Here is an 18,170-nt window from a genome sequence, read left to right on the forward strand (position 1 = left end):
TGTGCATCTCTGTATTGCCCCTCACAGATTTATTAATTATTTAGTACCAAAGATTTTATCACCGGCATCACCCAGTCCCGGGATAATATAGCCGTGTTCATTCAGCCCCTGGTCAATCGATGCCGTGTACAGCTCGACATCCGGATGCGCTTTTTCCAGCGCGGCAATACCTTCCGGAGCCGCTACCAGCACCAGCACTTTAATCGCAAAACAGCCGGATTTTTTTAGCAGATCAATCGTGGCAATCATTGATCCTCCGGTTGCCAGCATCGGATCTACTACCAGTGCCATACGCTCGTCCATATTGGAGGCCAGTTTTTGGAAATACGGCACCGGCTCCAGGGTTTTCTCATCCCGGTATACGCCGACTACGCTGATTCTTGCGCTAGGGACATGTTCCAGAACACCGTTCATCATCCCCAGCCCTGCACGTAAAATCGGCACTACAGTAATTTTCTTACCTTTAATTTGATCAATTTCGACAGGGCCGTTCCACCCTTCAATAGTCACAGTCTCTGTTTCCAAATCAGCTGTCGCTTCATAGGTCAGCAAACTGCCAACTTCAGAAGCGAGCTCGCGAAAACGTTTGGTGCTGACATCATGCTCACGCATCAGGCCCAGTTTATGTCTGACCAGCGGGTGTCTGACTTCCACGATCTTCATTATTCTTCTCCCGGAATGTGTTGAGCTAAAAAAAAATCGCCGGATTATAGCGCTTTTTTATCGGGGCTAATACAGCTATACATCAAACAGCTACAATTTTTTAGTGCCGCTACGGGGAATAGCCATTAACCTGCACGCAGATAATTACCGCTGCACATCAGACTCGCAAACGTTTGCCCGCACTGATAGAATAGCGCTGCTCTATTTAAACCACCAACCGCAATTCGCGTGGGGATTCTGCAGTGACCGACAAAACCACTCTCAGTTATAAAGATGCCGGTGTTGATATTGATGCCGGAAATGATCTGGTTGATCGCATTAAAGGTGTAGTTAAAAAAACCCGCCGTCCGGAAGTGATGGGCGGACTCGGTGGCTTTGGTGCACTGTGCGCCTTACCACAAAAATACCGTGAGCCGATTCTGGTTTCTGGCACAGATGGCGTAGGTACCAAGCTGCGTTTAGCCATGGACCTGAAGCGTCATGACCATATTGGTATTGATCTGGTGGCAATGTGTGTGAATGACCTGGTCGTACAGGGTGCTGAGCCACTGTTTTTCCTTGATTACTACGCTACCGGTAAACTGGATGTTGATACCGCAGCCGCAGTCATCAGCGGAATTGCCGAAGGCTGTTCGCAGTCGGGTTGTGCTCTGGTAGGTGGCGAGACCGCTGAAATGCCAGGCATGTATCACGGTGAAGATTACGATGTTGCTGGTTTCTGCGTCGGAGTGGTTGAGAAATCAGAAATTATTGATGGCAGTAAAGTCAGTGATGGTGATGTTCTGCTGGCCCTGGGCTCAAGCGGACCTCATTCCAACGGATACTCCCTGATTCGTAAAATTCTCGAAGTCAGCCAGACTGATCCTGAAGTAAAACAGCTGGAAGGTAAATCATTAGCCGACCACCTGCTGACTCCAACCCGTATCTACGTCAAAAATATCCTGAGTCTGATTGAGCAGGTAGACGTTCATGCGATTGCGCACCTGACCGGTGGTGGTTTCTGGGAAAATATCCCCCGTGTTTTACCGGAGAATACCCGCGCAGTGATTGATGAATCCAGCTGGCAATGGCCGGCAGTATTCAGCTGGCTGCAACAGGCAGGGAATGTCAGTCGTCACGAAATGTACCGTACCTTTAACTGTGGTGTAGGTATGGTTATCGCCCTGAGCCCTGACAACGCCGATAAAGCACTACAACTGCTGCAGGCTGCTGGTGAGAAAGCGTGGAAAATCGGTGTCATTGAATCCGCCCCGGCTGAGGGTGAGCAGGTCATTATTAAGTGATGAAAAGGCTGGTGATCCTGATTTCCGGCACCGGCACCAACCTGCAGGCGATAATTGATGCCTGCAGGTCTGGCCAGTTGAGCACTGCTGCTGAAATTGTTGCGGTAATCAGCAATAAAGCAAACGCCGGTGGCCTTGAACTTGCCAGGCAAGCCGGTATTCCGGCCCATTCACTGGCTCAGTCTGACTTCGCAGATCGTCAGCAATTCGATCAACAGCTGATGAGCATCGCTGATGAGTATTCGCCGGATCTGATTGTCCTCGCAGGTTATATGCGTATTCTCGGTGCAGATTTTGTCCGTCACTATCGCGGAAGAATGATCAATATTCACCCTTCCCTGTTACCTGCCTGGCCAGGCCTGGATACCCACCGCAAGGTGCTGGAAAACGGTGATGCCGAGCATGGCCCTTCGGTTCATTTTGTGACAGAAGAGCTGGACGGAGGCCCTGTCATTCTGCAATCCCGCATTGCGGTAATGCCGCAGGAAACTGAAGCTCAGTTACAGGAGCGGGTCCGTGTGCAGGAACATCTTATTTATCCGCAGGTCATTCGCTGGTTTGTACAAAATCGTCTCGAACTGAAGAATGATCAGGCATGGCTGGATGGCAAGCTGCTCCCTGCCATAGGTTTTCAGTCGGAGACTACCCGTTAATTTACAGGCGCTGTGCCAGCACAGCGTCTGCCTCATGTGTTCCCCCGTTAAATCACCTTTTTTTCTTAACCCCCCTCCGGCAATGGACATTTCTGCCATATTCTCGCCATAATGGAATGAGAGACTGAAGCTTTAGTTCTGTCACAGCGAAATGGAGTCAGGATGGGTCAGGAAAAACTATATATAGAAAAAGAATTAAGCTGGTTATCATTTAATGAACGGGTATTACAGGAAGCCGCTGACAAACTGAATCCGTTGATCGAAAGAATGCGTTTCCTTGGAATTTATTCGAGTAACCTCGACGAATTTTATAAAGTCCGCTTTGCTGAGCTAAAACGCCGTATTCTGATAGGTGAAGAACAAGGTTCTGTGACTGTACCCCGCCATTTACTGAAAAAAATTCAACAGCGGGTAATGCGGGCAGACCAGGAATTTGACCTGCTCTACAATGAACTGTTGTTAGAGATGGCCCGTAACCAGATCTTCCTAATCAATGAACGTCAGCTTTCGGTCAATCAACAGAGCTGGTTGCGAGACTATTTTCGTCAGCATCTGCGCCCTCATGTGACACCAATCCTGATTAACAGTGATACTGACCTGGCCCAGTTTCTCAAAGACGATTATACCTACCTGGCCGTTGAGGTCATCCGTGGTGAAGACATCCGCTATGCACTGCTGGAAATTCCGTCGGATAAAGTCCCACGTTTCATTAATCTGCCAGCCGAACCTCCGCGTCGAAAGAAGCCAATGATATTACTGGATAATATCCTCAGATATTGTCTGGATGATATCTTCAAAGGTTTCTTTGATTACGATGAACTAAACGCTTATTCGATGAAAATGACCCGTGATGCCGAATACGACCTGGTCACAGAAATGGAATCAAGTTTGCTGGAATTAATGTCATCCAGCCTGAAACAGCGGCTGACAGCTGAGCCGGTACGATTTGTGTACCAGCGCGATATGCCGACCGCTATGGTCGAAATGCTCTGTGAAAAGCTCTCGGTTTCAAACTATGACTCAATACTGGCTGGCGGGCGTTATCACAACTTCAAAGACTTTATTCAGTTTCCTAACGTCGGCCAACGAAATCTGGAAAACAAGCCTCTGCCTCCCATCCGCCATCGCGGGTTTGATGGCTACCGTAACGGATTTGATGCCGTTCGGGCGCGGGATATCCTGCTTTATTATCCGTATCATACCTTTGAACATGTGCTGGAATTTTTGCGCCAGGCCTCCTTTGATCCGGCGGTTTTATCAATCAAAATTAATATTTACCGGGTGGCTAAAAATTCACGCATCATGGATGCCATGATTCACGCAGCCCACAACGGTAAAAAAGTCACGGTAGTCGTAGAGTTACAAGCGAGATTTGATGAAGCCGCGAATATTCACTGGGCCAAACAGCTGACAGAAGCTGGGGTGCATGTCATATTTTCAGCCCCCGGCCTGAAAATACACGCTAAACTATTTTTAATCTCCCGGCGGGAAGGTGAAGAGGTTGTACGCTATGCACATATCGGCACCGGCAATTTCAATGAGAAAACTGCCCGTCTGTATACGGACTACTCGCTGCTTACTTCGGATGCCAGAATTACCAATGAAGTCCGTCGGGTATTTAATTTTATTGAAAACCCTTATCGTCCGGTGTCATTTGACTACCTGATGGTCTCTCCGCAAAATTCCCGGCGGATGCTTTATCAGTTAGTTGATCAGGAAATTGCCAATGCGCAGCAAGGTCTTCCTGCAGGAATCACATTAAAAATCAATAACCTGGTTGATAAAGGACTCATTGATCGCTTATACGCGGCTTCCGGTGCCGGCGTGAAAGTTAACCTGCTGGTCAGAGGGATGTGTTCACTCATTCCGGATTTACCGGGCATCAGCACCAATATCCGGGTGATCAGTATTCTGGATCGTTATCTGGAACATGACAGAGTCTATATTTTTGAAAATAATGGTGATAAGAAAGTCTACCTGTCGTCAGCAGACTGGATGACCCGAAATATTGATTATCGTATTGAAGTCGCGGTGATCATTCTCGATCCACAGATCAAGCAGCGTATTCTTGAAATGATGGGTATTTTGTTCAGTGATACCGTCAAAGCAAGAATCATTGATAAAGAACTGAGTAATCGCTATGTGCCCAGAGGTAACCGCCGTAAGGTTCGCGGACAACTGGCCATTTATGACTACATCAAAAACCTGGAACAACCTGAATAATGCCTATGCCAACAACAGCCAAAAAAGCAGATAAACCTCAGGAATTCGCGGCGATAGACCTCGGTTCTAACAGTTTTCATATGGTGATTGCTCGTGTAGTAGACGGGGCATTACAGATACTCAGCCGGTTAAAGCAACGGGTCCATCTGGCGGATGCTATCGATTCGAAAAATCAGCTGACAGAAGAAGGTATACAGCGCGGCCTGTCCTGTCTGGCGTTATTTGCGGAGCGTCTGCAAGGGTTTGCTCCAGAGAAAGTTTCTATCGTTGGAACTCATACACTCAGGGTGGTGGATAACGCCGAAGAGTTTCTGCAGCGCGCTGCAGAAATTATTCCTTACCCGATTGAGATCATTCCGGGCAACGAAGAAGCCCGTCTGATTTTTATGGGGGTTGAACATACCCAGCCTGAAAAGGGCCGCAAGCTGGTCATTGATATCGGTGGCGGTTCCACAGAACTGGTGATAGGTGAAGACTTTGAACCACAGTTAGTGGAAAGTCGTCGTATGGGTTGTGTCAGTTTTTCCAATATCTACTTCCCCGGCGGAGTCATCACCGCGGAGAATTTCCGCCGTGCGCGGCTGGCCTCGGTGCAGAAACTGGAAACTCTGGCCTGGCAGTTTCGTTTACAGGGCTGGAAGTATGCGTTGGGAGCCTCCGGAACGATCAAGGCTGCCTGTGAGGTGCTGGAAGCGTTAGGTGAAAAGGAAAAAACTATTACCCCGGAAGGCCTGGACCGTTTGTATGATGAGGTGATTAAGTTTAAATCCTTCGATGCACTGAGCTTACCCGGATTATCCGAAGACCGTAAAACAGTATTCATCCCGGGCCTCGCCATACTGCGTGGTATCTTTGACTCTCTGGGGATCCGCGAGCTGTTGTATTCAGACGGGGCCTTACGTGAAGGGGTTCTGTATGAGATGGAAGGACGTTTCCGTCATCAGGATATTCGTACCCGTACCGCACAAAGCCTGGCTAACCATTACGCGATTGACAGCGAACAGGCCAACCGTGTGCTGAAAACGTCACAGAATCTGCATGATCAGTGGCAGAAACAAAACCCCAAACTGGCGGATCCTCAGTTAACTGCATTGCTGCAATGGGCAGCAATGTTACATGAGGTGGGACTTTCGATTAATCACAGTGGCATGCAGCGTCATTCCGCATATATATTGCAGAACTCCAATATGCCAGGCTTCAGTCAGTCACAGCAGCTGTTACTGTCAACCATGGTGCGCTATCATCGTAAAGGGATAAAAACCGAGGAATTCCCGAGGTTTATGTCATTTAAAAAGAAACAGTATTTGCCACTCATCTTTATTCTTCGGCTGGCTGCGTTACTCAGCAATCAGCGCCAGGCGACCACAAATCCCGAATTTTTGAAACTGGATACCGATGACGGACACTGGACACTGACCTTCCCTTCCGGTTTTTTTAGCCAGAATACTCTGGTACAACTGGACCTGGAACGTGAGCAACAGTACTGGCGGGATGTCACTGGCTGGCAACTGAATCTGAAAGAAGAACAGTAACAGGAGCAAAAAAACATGGATGCGCCGCTGACACAGACCGGATTCCCCCCCGATAACTATTATGCGGAGAAATATCAGCTTTCTCTGCCACACTCCGAACTTCGTGCGGCCATTGCACAGTTAACTCCGGGAAAAGCGCTCGATATCGGCTGTGGCCGCGGGCGTAACAGCCTGTATCTCAACAGTCACGGTTTTGATGTCACCGGATGGGATAACAACCCGGGCAGCCTGGCGCATTTGCAGCAGATTATTGACCAGGAACAACTGACAGGGATTCGTTGTTCATCGTTGGATCTTAACCAGCACCGGTTCAATGGTAGCTATCAGTTGATACTTTCGACGGTGGTTATGATGTTCCTTCAACCTGATACTATCCCGCAGTTGATAGCCGATATGCAGGCCGCTACGGTAAAAGACGGGGTTAATCTGATAGTTTGTGCAATGAATACCACAGATACCCCCTGCCCACTGGATTTCCCATTCACCTTTCAGTCCGGGGAACTGAGCCATTATTACCGTAACTGGCACATCATTAAATATAATGAGCACCACGGTGAACTGCATAAAACCGATGCTAACGGACAACGTATCCGGATGCGGTTTGCCACACTGTTGGCCCGAAAGACTCCGGTAAAACAATGACCTGCCTCCGGCTGTGACCGGACGTTGCCCCCTGCCCGGGGGATGGTTATTTAACCATCACTATGTCCGGTGACGTTAACTCCTCACTGGTAAATTCTCTGCCCTTGCCCGTCGGTTTTCGGTTATTGTTACTCTGTGATTGTCTCAGGTTAACCACTGTGAATTCCCAACAGAGGATGTTGTATGCCAGTATCAGAAAACCGTACATTGCAGCAAAAACGCCAACAGATCATCAGCACACTGCTTAACTCTCCTGCACTGGTAGCTGGCCTGTTAACACAGCCCGACAAAGCCGCTGTTTTCGACCCCCCCCGGTTTAAAGCATCTTGTCAGCAACTCACTTCTGATATTGATACCCTTCATGCGGCAGATATTGCTGACATTCTTGAGTCGTTGCCAGAAGATGCACGACAGGCACTGTGGCAGTTAGTACCGATAGCAAGCCGGGGTCAGGTACTGGTGGAAGCTTCAGAAACGGTCTGGGAAAGTCTGACCGAGAATATGTCAGACAAGGCGATTCTTAAAGCTATCGAACCACTGGATATTGATGACCAGGCCTGGCTCGCCCGCTTTCTGCCACGCAACCTGACAGGACGACTGCTAACCTCTCTGCCCCCCCGACAGCGTTCAGACCTGCTGAACATCATCAAAAATGATGTTGACGGTGTTGCCAGGGTGATGGACTTTAATTTTCTTACCGCTCGTCAGGATATCCGACTGGGTGTGGTTCAGCGTTTTTTACGCCGTAAAGGAAAGATCCCTGCGGGTACAGATAAACTTTTTATCACCGACAGCAATAATACCCTGCTGGGTGAACTAATGCTGACAGATATCTTAGTTAATGCACCAGATTGTCTGGTCAGAGAGGTGATGAATGACGCCCCGGTCACTTTCAGTTTGCAGGATAAGGCCGAAGACGCAGCCAGTGCCTTTGAAAGATATAACCTGATATCCGCTGCGGTCACTGATCAGCAACAACGGCTGATTGGCAGGATTGCCATCGAAGATATTATCGATCTTGTAAATCAGGAGAACGAAAATAATATCCGTAAAATGGGGGGGATAAGTCAGGAGGAGGATGTATTTGCGCCGGTGAGTAAAGCGGTGAAAAAACGCTGGGCCTGGCTGGCACTCAATTTGTGTACTGCATTTATTGCTTCACGTGTAATTGGTTTATTTGAGAACACTATCGCCCATCTGGTGGCTCTGGCGACACTAATGCCCATTGTAGCGGGTATCGGCGGTAACACCGGTAATCAAACTATCACCATGATAGTCAGAGCACTCGCCCTGCATCAGGTAGAGCCTGGTAATTTTTCGTTCCTGTTTCTCAGAGAGCTGGGAGTGGCATTAATTAACGGGATTTTCTGGGGGGGGATTATGGGAGGAATTACCTGGCTGATGTATCACAATCTGGCAATGGGGGGCGTAATGATGCTGGCGATGATCCTTAATCTGCTACTTGCCGCCTGCATGGGCGTATTGATTCCGTTGATAATGACCAAACTGAAACGAGATCCTGCTATCGGGTCCAGTGTATTAATTACTGCAATGACAGATACCGGAGGATTTTTTATCTTTCTGGGGCTCGCGACACTGTTCCTGCTGCATTAAATTTCTGCCCCCATTCGGGGGCAGAAGTTGCACAGTTTATTTATCCAGTGCGTAAGCAATCACATAATCACCACGATCAGGTGACTGACGGGCACCGCCGGCAGAAATAAGAATGTATTGTTTGCCGGTTTTTGGCGAAACATAGCTCATTGGTCCCCCCTGACTTCCGACAGGTAAACGAGCTTTCCAGACTTCTTTCCCGGTTGAGCTGTCATATGCTCGCAGATAGTAATCCTGAGTCCCGGCAATAAATACCAGACCGCCTTGCGTTGCCAGAGTACCACCCAGTGTCGGCATACCGATGGGCATTTTCATGCCCATTTTAATCCCGAACGGACCCGTATCCTGAACAGTACCTACAGGTACCTGCCAGACGATTTTCTGAGTAGTCATATCAATCGCACTCAGTGTACCAAATGGCGGTGCCTGACATGGAATACCCAGTGGTGACATAAAACGGTTCTTGTTCACAGAGTAAGGTGCACCTTTCATCGGTACCGCACCCATGCCGGTGTTTACCGCTTCACCCCCCGTATTTACGCCAGTCTTAGCGTTTGGATCCGCCGGTATCAGCTGCTGCCACAGACCCAGGCGCATGTCATTGACAAAGATATAATGGTTAACCGGGTCGGTAGACAGGCTGCCCCAGTTCATCCCCCCCAGCGATCCCGGGAAGCTCAGCGAAATATCAGTGCCCGGAGCGGTGTATAAACCGTTATAGCGCATTGATTTAAAGCTGATACGGCATGCCAGTTGGTCAAACGGTGTCGCACCCCACATGTCAGACTCTTTCAGAGTCTGGGCACCGATCTGTGGCATCCCGACAGAACGTGGCTGGGTGTAGCTGTACTGCTCACCAGGGATTCCGCCGCCTTTCACTGCGACATTTTCCACTTTAGTTAGCGGCTGACCAGTCAAACGATCCAGGACATAGATCTGCCCAGCTTTGGTTCCTACAACTACGGCGGGTTTCTCAGTACCTTCTTTGGTTTTAAAGTTAATCAGGCTCGGTTGCATCGGGATATCGAAATCCCACAGATCGTTATGAACGGTCTGATAAACCCATTTTTCTTTCCCTGTTGTTGCATCAACAGCAAGGATAGAAGCACCATATTTATGGTCCAGTGCAGTACGGTTAGCCCCCCAGATATCAACTGATGAGCTGCCCATCGGCATGAATACAGTATTCATAGACGGGTCATAAGACATAGGCGCCCATGAATTCGGTGTACTTCTGACATAATGTTCGCCCGGTTTCAGTACCGTATTAGGATCCTGATTACCGGTATCGAATGACCAACGTAACTGACCAGTGATCACATCAAAACCACGAATGACACCTCCAGGCATATCCACACTGACGTTATCTGACACGCGTCCACCAACCACAACGGTTGTCCCTGCAAGCGTAGGGGCGGAGGTCAATACATATTGCGGATCCGGAGCGTTACCCATTCCGGTTAACAGATTCACTGTACCTTTGTCACCGAAATCCTGGCAGAACTCACCGTTGTCCGCATTCAAAGCAATCAGGCGATCATCGATGGTATTCATCAGAATACGACGTTCGCAACCCCCTGTATTCACTGCAGCAACCGGTGCAGGAGGCGTACTGCCCGGCACGGTTGGCTGAGGTAACGGTTTGGTCGCATCAAAGTAAGCCAGACCACGGCAACGCATCCACACAGAAGATTTTGCATTGATCTCTGCTTTCCAGATTTGCTTGCCGGTATCGGCATCTACCGCAATGACGTTGTTATGCGGAGTACACAGGAACACTTTATCGCCCACCTGTAGCGGAGTTTCCTGATCTTCTGCACCATTTCCGGTTGGGCTAACCGGAGTGTCACCAGTGTGGAATGTCCAGGCTGGCTTCAGTTCAGACACATTATTGCGATTTATCTGATCCAGTGCGACAAAACGGCTCCCCCCCGGGGTATTACCGTAATTTTCCCAGTTTTTCTGCATCTGATCTTTCGCCACAGGTACCAGAGGTTTCTCCTGACCACTGAACGCTACCGGATCATGGGGAACGAACATATAGCCAAAAGAGACCGCGAAAGCAATAATCGACAGTATGGCTAACACATATGACCCTTTCCAATCTGAGCGACGCTCTTCATAACGGCGCAGAGATGGCAGGAGCAGGAAGGCCAGAATGGCCAGCCCACCCGGGTACATCAGCCGTGAAATTAACGGCCAGAAATTGAGCCCGGCATCGGCCAGTGCCCAGATTATAGTACCAATCATGGTCACGATATAAATCACTGCACCGGCAGAACGACTCCGCAGGAAAAGGTAACCACTGATCAGCATCAGTATACCGGAGATCAGGAAGTACCAGCTCCCGCCAAGTGTCACCAGTTTTACACCACCATAGATAAATACCAGTGCGGTAAGGATCAGAATGATGCCAACTAAGAAACTACATACTCTTAGCCATAGAGGCTTTTGTTTTAATGAAGAGGTCATAAGCAGAAACCCTGTGTTGAAATGAGCCGGGATTATACATACGAAACACAAAAAAGAAACATTTGGAAAACAATAGAGTCACTTATCAATATCTGTAAGCTATTAAAATGACCCGGATGCTTACTTTTCATACCCGTCAGTCGCTAAATCTGCGACCGGTTTAAAGAAATGTGACACTCCTGTGGTACTATTTCGCAATATTGTTAGCCGCCGGATACCAAAAAAACTGAATATGTCACTTCCAGTTTCCGTTTTACGCAGCCGAAAATTTTACCTGTTATTGTTCCTCGTTATCGCAATCGTTGTCTGTTGGTGGCCCGGAAAAGTGCCCCCGCAGACACTGGATTATTATCAGTCGCTGTTATGTGCTGTAGTTAGTGGGCCAGAGCAATCATCAGCAACAGACTTCACCCGGGTACTGAAAAGAACCGTTGAAGGATCGAATTCCGATTACTCATTAAAAAAATATCATTACGACAGTAATGCCGGGGATACCGTCGTCAGACAATGGAACAAGCTGTCTGAAAATCAACAGCAACAGGCTAAAAATGATAGCCATCAGTGTCTGTTACTGTTGCAATCTGCCGCAAACGCCAGTCATTACTTTTAGTCAGCGATATGTCTGCCAGTGATTTTCTCCCTACTGAACAGTTCCGGTAGGCAGTATTCAAACAACAAATGATAATGATAATCAATAGCATTATTTTATTATAGATTTTTATTTAATGCTGGCCGTCGGAATTGCCTTACGGGGGGGGTACAACGTTGACTTACCGTGCTATAACTCAGCATAACTCGCTGATGAACCGGAAGAATGAAGTATCCTGATCTGAATCTGATAATCGCGCTTGATGCACTGTTGGAAGAAGGTTCAGTCACCGGAGCAGCCAGACGGATGAATCTCAGCCCCCCGGCAATGAGCCGCACTCTGACCCGAATCCGTGATCAGCCGGGAGATGCTTTTCTGGCAAAAAATGGCCGGGAAATGGCAGAAATGAAAATAGTCTGAGGGACGGAAAAGTAGAACTGTATATCAGTGCAATATCAGCATCTGCCCCGGGATTTTCTGCATCACCATCGTTGGTGAATATCGCGAACTCTGGCTCAGTAGATGACTCTTATTCCACTACCGGAGCTGACCTTCAACGGACTCCTGCAGTACAAAGCACGTTTGCCTTAGCCTGGTTAAGCCACTGTTTGGCCTTTTTCGGCTAACCGGCAGGCTTCTTTGCTGATGTTGACCTGCATAGTCGCTAAAGCAACCTCTGCGATCCCTTCAGGGATCTGATAACTGCCCCGTAGTTGCAACCATCTGAGAATATCTGTCAGATGCCATAATGAGGTTTTACCTTCATGAACCGGAGGAGGGAAATTTCCCGGATAAGCCAACATAAGTTTGCGCATATTTTGGCGTGAAACGCCCACCAGCTCAGCAACATCCGTTAGCCCCACCAGGTCAGGTGCTGCCTCAATTAACAGGGCAGAAGGTATCACATTTTTTATCTCAGAAATGGCCTGGAGAATTGTCTGCACCGCGCTATCAGCCTCTCTGGTAAATTCAAGGGCCAGGCGACCGGGCAGACCAATCCCGATGACAGCGTCATCACATCCCGCAGCAAGCAACCTCCCGACAATATTATGATGGTTAGCATCTTGTTCAGACAACTGGTATTTCAGTGTGAAGATAAATTCCATTTTGACTCCTTAATGTTCTGTGCAGCAGTCTCTGCTGGTAAATTCACATCTGTCTACAATCCGGCAGAGAGCTCTGGCATGATTATACGGGTTCTTTGGAGTTGACCACACACAGGTAATACAGAATTCCCCACAACGACATCGCGCATTATTTTCAGGGCAATACATTTTTCCCCAGGCATGACTGCCTCCCACCACTATTTTCCATCCATGACTTTCAGCATACTGAAGTGCTTGTTCAATCTGTTTGTGTGGATGCTTAGCCCTGGCCATAAATCTTCCTCCATAGTAATGAACGCATATCATGTTGTCAACTGACAACCCAGTCATTGACTATCCGTGATACACTCTCATCTGGCACGGTTGTAGTGCCGGGAGCTTTCAGGATCTAATCCGTGGAGGTAATCAACAAATGTTGTAGTGAATAGTTGTATAATAGCTCGTGGAGCTTCGTTGCCACTGGCATGGTTTCGATAACTCACATCGAGGTGTTTCACTAAACTAAAATGATATGCTGGTAAGTCCAGTGGCCGGTATGTTGTGCCCCTAACGAGTTGCACCTGACAGGCTTTCGCCGTGGGTTTAAACGACAGTTGTCTTCTGTTCATGACACCACCTGTAGACAGCATGGTAACAAAATTCTTCCGCAGAGCGCTGTTATACAAATGAATGAAAATAACGTGACAAATGACTGGGTGAATATTCGCCGGGATCACCAGACAGGCATAGAAAGTATTCATGCCCACTTTTGCGGCCATGCCTACGACGCTCATGACCACGATGAAGTGTTAGTAGGAGTGACCCAACAAGGCCTGCAGCGTTTTCACTGTCGCCGGACATTGCATACCAGTCACCCGGGCCGGGCAATTTTGATTGAGCCAGGAGCGGTTCATGACGGACATGCCATCGAAAGAGACGGGTTTACTTATCTGATGCTCTACTTACCCCAATTCTGGGTCAGCGCGAATATGCAACACAGAGGACTGGGGGACATCTCCGATCTGGGAACGGCTTTCAGCCCCCCCTTAACGGATGACCCATTGTTGATTCCTGCTATCCGCCAGGCTTTTTTCGCAATTCATCACCAGGAAGGACGGCTCGCACGCGATCAGGCACTCGATGATCTACTTTTTTACTTTCCCGTCACTTAAGCCCGGTATCACCTGTCGGGCATGCCGATGATTCTTTGAAGAAAATCTACAAAGTCAGGGATTTTCTGCAGGACAACATGCCGCCGGATATCAGCCTGGAAGAATTGTCTGAGCAAACTGGCATTGCTCAAGCCGACAGTTTAAAAAAGGGTTTGCCCGGTCTCCGCATGCCTGGCGGGTATAGCTGCGTCTGAGAACCGCCCGCAGTATGCTGGCTAACGGGGTCGAGCCCGCCGTTGTTGCTTCAGCGGTTGGTTTTGCGGGTCAAAGCTATATGGGCCGCAGGTTTCAGCATGCTTATCGTATCAGCCCCGACAATATCAAAGAAGTGCACAAATCTTCCAGACCGGGTGTCGGACAATTTCATAACATGACGCTTAAGAAATTTTTGGAGTGCAGAGACCCATGTTCGATACCAAAATTGTTTTTGTAATTCGTGAAGATTTAGCTGTCTGGCAAAAGCTCAACGTGACTGCGTTTCTTGCGACTGGCATTGCCACAGAGTCTCCGGAGATTATGGGGCAACCTTACAGGGATGCCAGCGGCCGTCAGTACGGAAACTTGCTGGTCAACCGATACTGGTCTTCTCAGCTGATACAGAAGGATTGAGAAAAGTCCAGGTCCGGAGATTTGAAACAGATCTGGTCATGATGCCCTACATTTATCCGATGTTTTCAACCGGCAATGATGATGCTAACAGAGAGATATTCCAGGCGGAAGCCGCAGAGAATATGGACCTGGTAGGTCTGGCCATGCGAGGGCCCTAAAAAGTGATCGATAAAGTGATTAAAGGACTCTCTCTCACCAATAACCACTGAGATTATCCGCCACAGTAATAAGGTTGCTTACTTCTGGCCACAGTTCCGTCATTCCTGGTGGTGATTCTGTGGCTAAAGGCCGGCTTTATTCAGTGCTGGCTGTTCCTGTTCTTTCAGCCAACAACCATTCCTATAACATGCAGTAATGTAAAATATTTATGCGATTTATGAAATCTTTAATGACAATATTCTGCCAGGTAAATTCTCGACCTTCCCCCCTTTATCGTTCAATCTGACTACTATTAACAGATGTAGTTAATTATTCAGGAAAAGGAATATAACTTCCCTGACCGCAGTTCATTCGTTCAGAAATACGGAGAGTATTATGATGAAATCTTCACGTCTTGCCGGCCTGCTGCTGTCTACATTGTTATTAAGCAGTGGTGTATTTGCGGCCGATGGCGGGCATATCATTAAGCCAACGCGTGGAACCATAAATTCCGTGACAGCCACTGATCTTAACCTGACAACCCGTCAGGGCGAAAAACTGGATGTCAAACTGACTCCAGACACGAAAGTCACCGAAGTGACCACTGGTAAAATGTCCGATATTAAACCTGACAGCTTTATCGGTACTGCAGCAGTTCCCCAGGCTAACGGCACTCTGAAAGCACTGGAAGTGCATGTATTCGCACCAAGTCTGCGTGGTAGTGGTGAAGGTTTCAACCCGTTTGAATCTCCGGACGGAAAAGTCAATACGATGACTAACGGTACCGTCGGCAAACTGGTCAACGCCAATGGCCGGACACTGACGGTGAAATACCAGAATGGCCAGAAAACCGTAGTCGTCCCGGATGATGTGCCTGTCGTACTGCTGGCTCCGGGTGATCGTAGTCTGCTGAAACCGGGGGCACATATTATTCTATTCCCGGCAAAAGACGCCTCCGGAGCCCTGGTGGCCAAACGTATCTCCGCAGGTAAAGATGGCGTCACGCCGCCGATGTAATCTAACCGCTTCGGACTGCCATCCATTTACCCTCCATAGCAACGGTGGTCCGGAGCATTTTCGGCAAGGGAGTTTTGATGCGTAAATCCACTGTCCATCCCTGGCCGGTCCGGATATGCCACTGGCTGAATGTCCCGGTGATGATTGGTATGGTAATGAGTGGCTGGGGGATCTATAACGCAGATCCTTTATTCGGCTTCAGTTTTCCTCAACTGGCTACGCTGGGCGGTTGGCTGGGCGGAAATATTGCCTGGCATCTGGCTGTCATGTGGTTACTGGCCGCCAACGGATTAATTTATCTGAGTTGGGGGCTACTGAGTGGCCACTTCAGACAGCGTTTTTTTCCGTTAACTGCCAGTGCTGTTGGGCGGGATATTTCTCTGGCACTGCGCTTTCGCCTGCCTCACCGTTCACGCAGCTATAATGCAGTACAAAAACTGATGTATCTGTTGGTGTTACTGGCTGGCGTCTTAGTAGTACTTTCCGGGCTGTCTATCTGGAAACCCGTCCAGTTCAGTTCTTTGGTCGCCCTTATGGGTGGCTTTGCTGCCGCCCGTTATGTGCACTTTTTTGCCATGAGTACGATTGTGGTGTTTGTGTGTATCCATGTTTTGATGGTGATACTGGTACCCAAAACACTGCCTGCAATGGTAACCGGCGGGCAGGCGTCTCATGAAAATGCACCGGAACAGAACCATGACTGAGAAGAAAAAACCTGCAAAATTAATCGCTGAACCAGATCAACGGCGTTTGTTGGTCAATCTTGAACGTCGTCTGATGATTAAATCCGGACTGACGCTTGGGGCTGTTTCTATGTTGACTGGCTGTAACATGCAGGACGGCGATGACGTTGATAAAGTCTTGTGGGCAATGTCGCGCTGGAATGACAGAGTACAGAGCTGGTTATTCAGTGGTCAAAAGATGGCTCAAACCTATCGTCCTGATCAACTGACCAAACCTTTTCGTTTCAATGCTTATTACCCTGAATACAATGTTCCGGATATTGATATCCCTAACTACCGGCTGGAAGTCTCAGGAAAAGTCCGTCACACCACGCCCTGGGCTCTGGAGCAACTAAGACGCCTTCCGCAAAACAGCCAGATAACACGGCTAATCTGTATAGAAGGATGGAGTTGCATCGGCCAATGGGCTGGTATTCCCTTGAAAACGTTTTTAGAACATGTCGGGGCCGATTTAAGCTGCAAATATGTCGGATTCAAATGTGATGACCGCTATTACACCAGTATCGATATGGCCACAGCCTTGCATCCACAAACGATTCTGGCACTCGATTTTGATGGTCAGGCGCTGCCTCCGGATTTCGGCTATCCGTTACGACTGAGAGTTCCTACAAAACTCGGTTTTAAAAATGCCAAACATATTGCGGCTATTTTTGTGACTGATAATTACCCGGGTGGCTACTGGGAAGATCAGGGCTATAACTGGTTTAGCGGTGTCTGATTTTTCGCCGATGAATGAATTTAGGAGAGTAAAGATGGTTTCCCGGCAACAAAAAACCGCCCTCATCGGGCCAGGCGCAATAGGTACAACAATTGCCGCTGCATTGTTTGAAAAAGGCCACCACCTGCAAATATTTGGTCGAACCGCCCACCCTCACCTTGAATTACGCCATGATGATGGAAGTATCATTGTGCCTGGTCCGGTAAAGACAGATCCCTCGGAAGCCGAAGGTCCGTTTGATATTATCTTTGTCGCCGTTAAGCAGACGCAAACAGAAGCTATCGCTCCCTGGCTTAAAAAAATGTGCGGACCAGAGACTGTTGTCTGTGTACTGCAAAATGGAGTTGAGCAAAAAGAGCAATTCTCCCCCCTTACCGGGCAGGCGACAGTATTGCCTTCCGTCGTCTGGTTTCCGGCCCAACGGGAATCCGATACGCTGGTCTGGTTACGGGATAATGCACGGCTGACTCTGCCGGACACGCCTCAGGCCCGTCAGGTACAAGCTTTATTGCAGGATACCCGTTGTGCCGTCGATCTTTCCGCTGATTTTGTCTCTGTAGCATGGCGAAAACTGCTGCAAAATGCGGTTGCCGGACTGATGGTATTAAGTCTGCGCCGGGCCGGAATGTTCAGACGTGACGATATTATTGCCCTGGCTGAACGCTATATCGAAGAAGGGCTGAATGTTGCCCGGGCAGAAGGTGCGACTCTCGCTGACACAGTCGCTCAGGATATTATCAACAGATTTCGTCTGGCACCGACCGACCTCGGAACATCGATTCTCGCCGATCGCCAGGCAGGTCATCCTCTGGAATGGGACTGCCGTAACGGAGTCATTCAGCGTCGTGGAAAACAACACGGAATCCCTACCCCGATCAGCGATGTCGTGGTACCCCTGCTGGCGGCTGCCAGTGAAGGGCCGGGCTGAGTTGAGACAATAATTAAAGCGACAACCTCACTGTCCCTCATCAATGTCATTGTGCAATGCGGGACAGTCTCAGCAGTGTCAGGTTAAGC

The 18,170-nt window shown here is 48.7% G+C and carries 16 protein-coding genes and 2 pseudogenes; 14 read left to right on the top strand and 4 right to left on the bottom strand.

The window, feature by feature from the left end:
* Positions 1 to 36: 36 nt before the first annotated feature.
* Positions 37 to 663, bottom strand: coding sequence for a uracil phosphoribosyltransferase (gene upp, locus B3Z23_RS00100; protein ID WP_038022096.1), 627 nt, complete (start codon positions 661 to 663; stop codon positions 37 to 39).
* A gap of 242 nt (positions 664 to 905) precedes the next feature.
* On the opposite strand from upp, the gene purM reads away from it, so the two are divergent.
* The 6 genes from purM (at position 906) to mgtE (ending at position 8,610) form a co-directional block, all read left to right on the top strand.
* Positions 906 to 1,946 carry a phosphoribosylformylglycinamidine cyclo-ligase gene (gene purM, locus B3Z23_RS00105; protein ID WP_294899816.1) on the top strand — a complete coding sequence of 347 codons (1,041 nt, stop codon included), beginning with the start codon at positions 906 to 908 and terminating at the stop codon, positions 1,944 to 1,946.
* On the top strand, positions 1,946 to 2,599 hold the full coding sequence (gene purN, locus B3Z23_RS00110) for a phosphoribosylglycinamide formyltransferase (RefSeq protein WP_294900150.1): 654 nt from the start codon (positions 1,946 to 1,948) through the stop codon (positions 2,597 to 2,599). The genes purM and purN overlap by 1 nt, the downstream gene beginning before the upstream one ends.
* A 162-nt stretch (positions 2,600 to 2,761) precedes the next feature.
* Positions 2,762 to 4,822, top strand: a complete 2,061-nt coding sequence (gene ppk1 / locus B3Z23_RS00115; protein WP_294899819.1) for a polyphosphate kinase 1 — start codon at positions 2,762 to 2,764, stop codon at positions 4,820 to 4,822.
* Between the two features lie 5 nt (positions 4,823 to 4,827).
* Positions 4,828 to 6,354 carry an exopolyphosphatase gene (gene ppx / locus B3Z23_RS00120; RefSeq protein WP_294899823.1) on the top strand — a complete coding sequence of 509 codons (1,527 nt, stop codon included), beginning with the start codon at positions 4,828 to 4,830 and terminating at the stop codon, positions 6,352 to 6,354.
* A gap of 15 nt (positions 6,355 to 6,369) precedes the next feature.
* The gene (gene tehB, locus B3Z23_RS00125) at positions 6,370 to 6,996 is read left to right on the top strand and encodes a tellurite resistance methyltransferase TehB (RefSeq protein WP_294899826.1); all 627 of its coding nucleotides are present in this window, start codon (positions 6,370 to 6,372) and stop codon (positions 6,994 to 6,996) included.
* Positions 6,997 to 7,179: 183 nt separating this feature from the next.
* Positions 7,180 to 8,610, top strand: coding sequence for a magnesium transporter (gene mgtE, locus B3Z23_RS00130; protein WP_294899829.1), 1,431 nt, complete (start codon positions 7,180 to 7,182; stop codon positions 8,608 to 8,610).
* Between the two features lie 36 nt (positions 8,611 to 8,646).
* On the opposite strand, the gene B3Z23_RS00135 is transcribed toward mgtE, so the two are convergent.
* On the bottom strand, positions 8,647 to 11,082 hold the full coding sequence (locus B3Z23_RS00135) for a glucose/quinate/shikimate family membrane-bound PQQ-dependent dehydrogenase (protein ID WP_294899832.1): 2,436 nt from the start codon (positions 11,080 to 11,082) through the stop codon (positions 8,647 to 8,649).
* Positions 11,083 to 11,314: 232 nt separating this feature from the next.
* Between B3Z23_RS00135 and B3Z23_RS00140 the strand changes: the two genes are divergently transcribed.
* Together B3Z23_RS00140 and B3Z23_RS00145 are read left to right on the top strand one after the other, a co-directional pair.
* Positions 11,315 to 11,692, top strand: coding sequence for a hypothetical protein (locus B3Z23_RS00140; protein ID WP_294899835.1), 378 nt, complete (start codon positions 11,315 to 11,317; stop codon positions 11,690 to 11,692).
* 204 nt (positions 11,693 to 11,896) lie between these two features.
* Positions 11,897 to 12,070, top strand: a pseudogene (locus tag B3Z23_RS00145) (helix-turn-helix domain-containing protein); the annotation flags it as partial.
* A 197-nt stretch (positions 12,071 to 12,267) separates the two neighbouring features.
* On the opposite strand, the gene B3Z23_RS00150 reads toward B3Z23_RS00145, so the two are convergent.
* Entirely contained in the window at positions 12,268 to 12,777 is a 510-nt protein-coding gene (locus tag B3Z23_RS00150) for a helix-turn-helix transcriptional regulator (RefSeq protein ID WP_294899838.1), read from the bottom strand.
* 9 nt (positions 12,778 to 12,786) lie between these two features.
* Positions 12,787 to 13,050 (bottom strand): hypothetical protein, encoded by a 264-nt coding sequence (locus B3Z23_RS00155; protein ID WP_294899841.1) that lies wholly within the window; start codon positions 13,048 to 13,050, stop codon positions 12,787 to 12,789.
* Positions 13,051 to 13,442: 392 nt separating this feature from the next.
* On the opposite strand from B3Z23_RS00155, the gene B3Z23_RS18660 reads away from it, so the two are divergent.
* The 6 genes and pseudogenes from B3Z23_RS18660 (at position 13,443) to B3Z23_RS00185 (ending at position 18,081) form a co-directional block, all read left to right on the top strand.
* On the top strand, positions 13,443 to 13,928 hold the full coding sequence (locus tag B3Z23_RS18660) for an AraC family ligand binding domain-containing protein (RefSeq protein WP_349677193.1): 486 nt from the start codon (positions 13,443 to 13,445) through the stop codon (positions 13,926 to 13,928).
* A 405-nt stretch (positions 13,929 to 14,333) separates the two neighbouring features.
* Positions 14,334 to 14,695, top strand: a pseudogene (locus B3Z23_RS00165) (DUF2000 family protein).
* 376 nt (positions 14,696 to 15,071) lie between these two features.
* On the top strand, positions 15,072 to 15,692 hold the full coding sequence (locus B3Z23_RS00170) for a hypothetical protein (protein ID WP_294899843.1): 621 nt from the start codon (positions 15,072 to 15,074) through the stop codon (positions 15,690 to 15,692).
* Positions 15,693 to 15,769: 77 nt separating this feature from the next.
* Positions 15,770 to 16,396, top strand: a complete 627-nt coding sequence (locus B3Z23_RS00175; protein ID WP_294899846.1) for a cytochrome b/b6 domain-containing protein — start codon at positions 15,770 to 15,772, stop codon at positions 16,394 to 16,396.
* Positions 16,389 to 17,153, top strand: a complete 765-nt coding sequence (locus B3Z23_RS00180) for a molybdopterin-dependent oxidoreductase (RefSeq protein ID WP_294899849.1) — start codon at positions 16,389 to 16,391, stop codon at positions 17,151 to 17,153. Before B3Z23_RS00175 ends, B3Z23_RS00180 begins: the two co-directional genes overlap by 8 nt.
* Before the next feature lie 34 nt (positions 17,154 to 17,187).
* Positions 17,188 to 18,081, top strand: a complete 894-nt coding sequence (locus B3Z23_RS00185) for an oxidoreductase (RefSeq protein ID WP_294899852.1) — start codon at positions 17,188 to 17,190, stop codon at positions 18,079 to 18,081.
* The last annotated feature ends 89 nt before the right edge of the window (positions 18,082 to 18,170 follow it).

The organism is Tatumella sp. UBA2305 (assembly GCF_002345795.1).
Lineage (GTDB): Bacteria > Pseudomonadota > Gammaproteobacteria > Enterobacterales > Enterobacteriaceae > Tatumella > Tatumella morbirosei.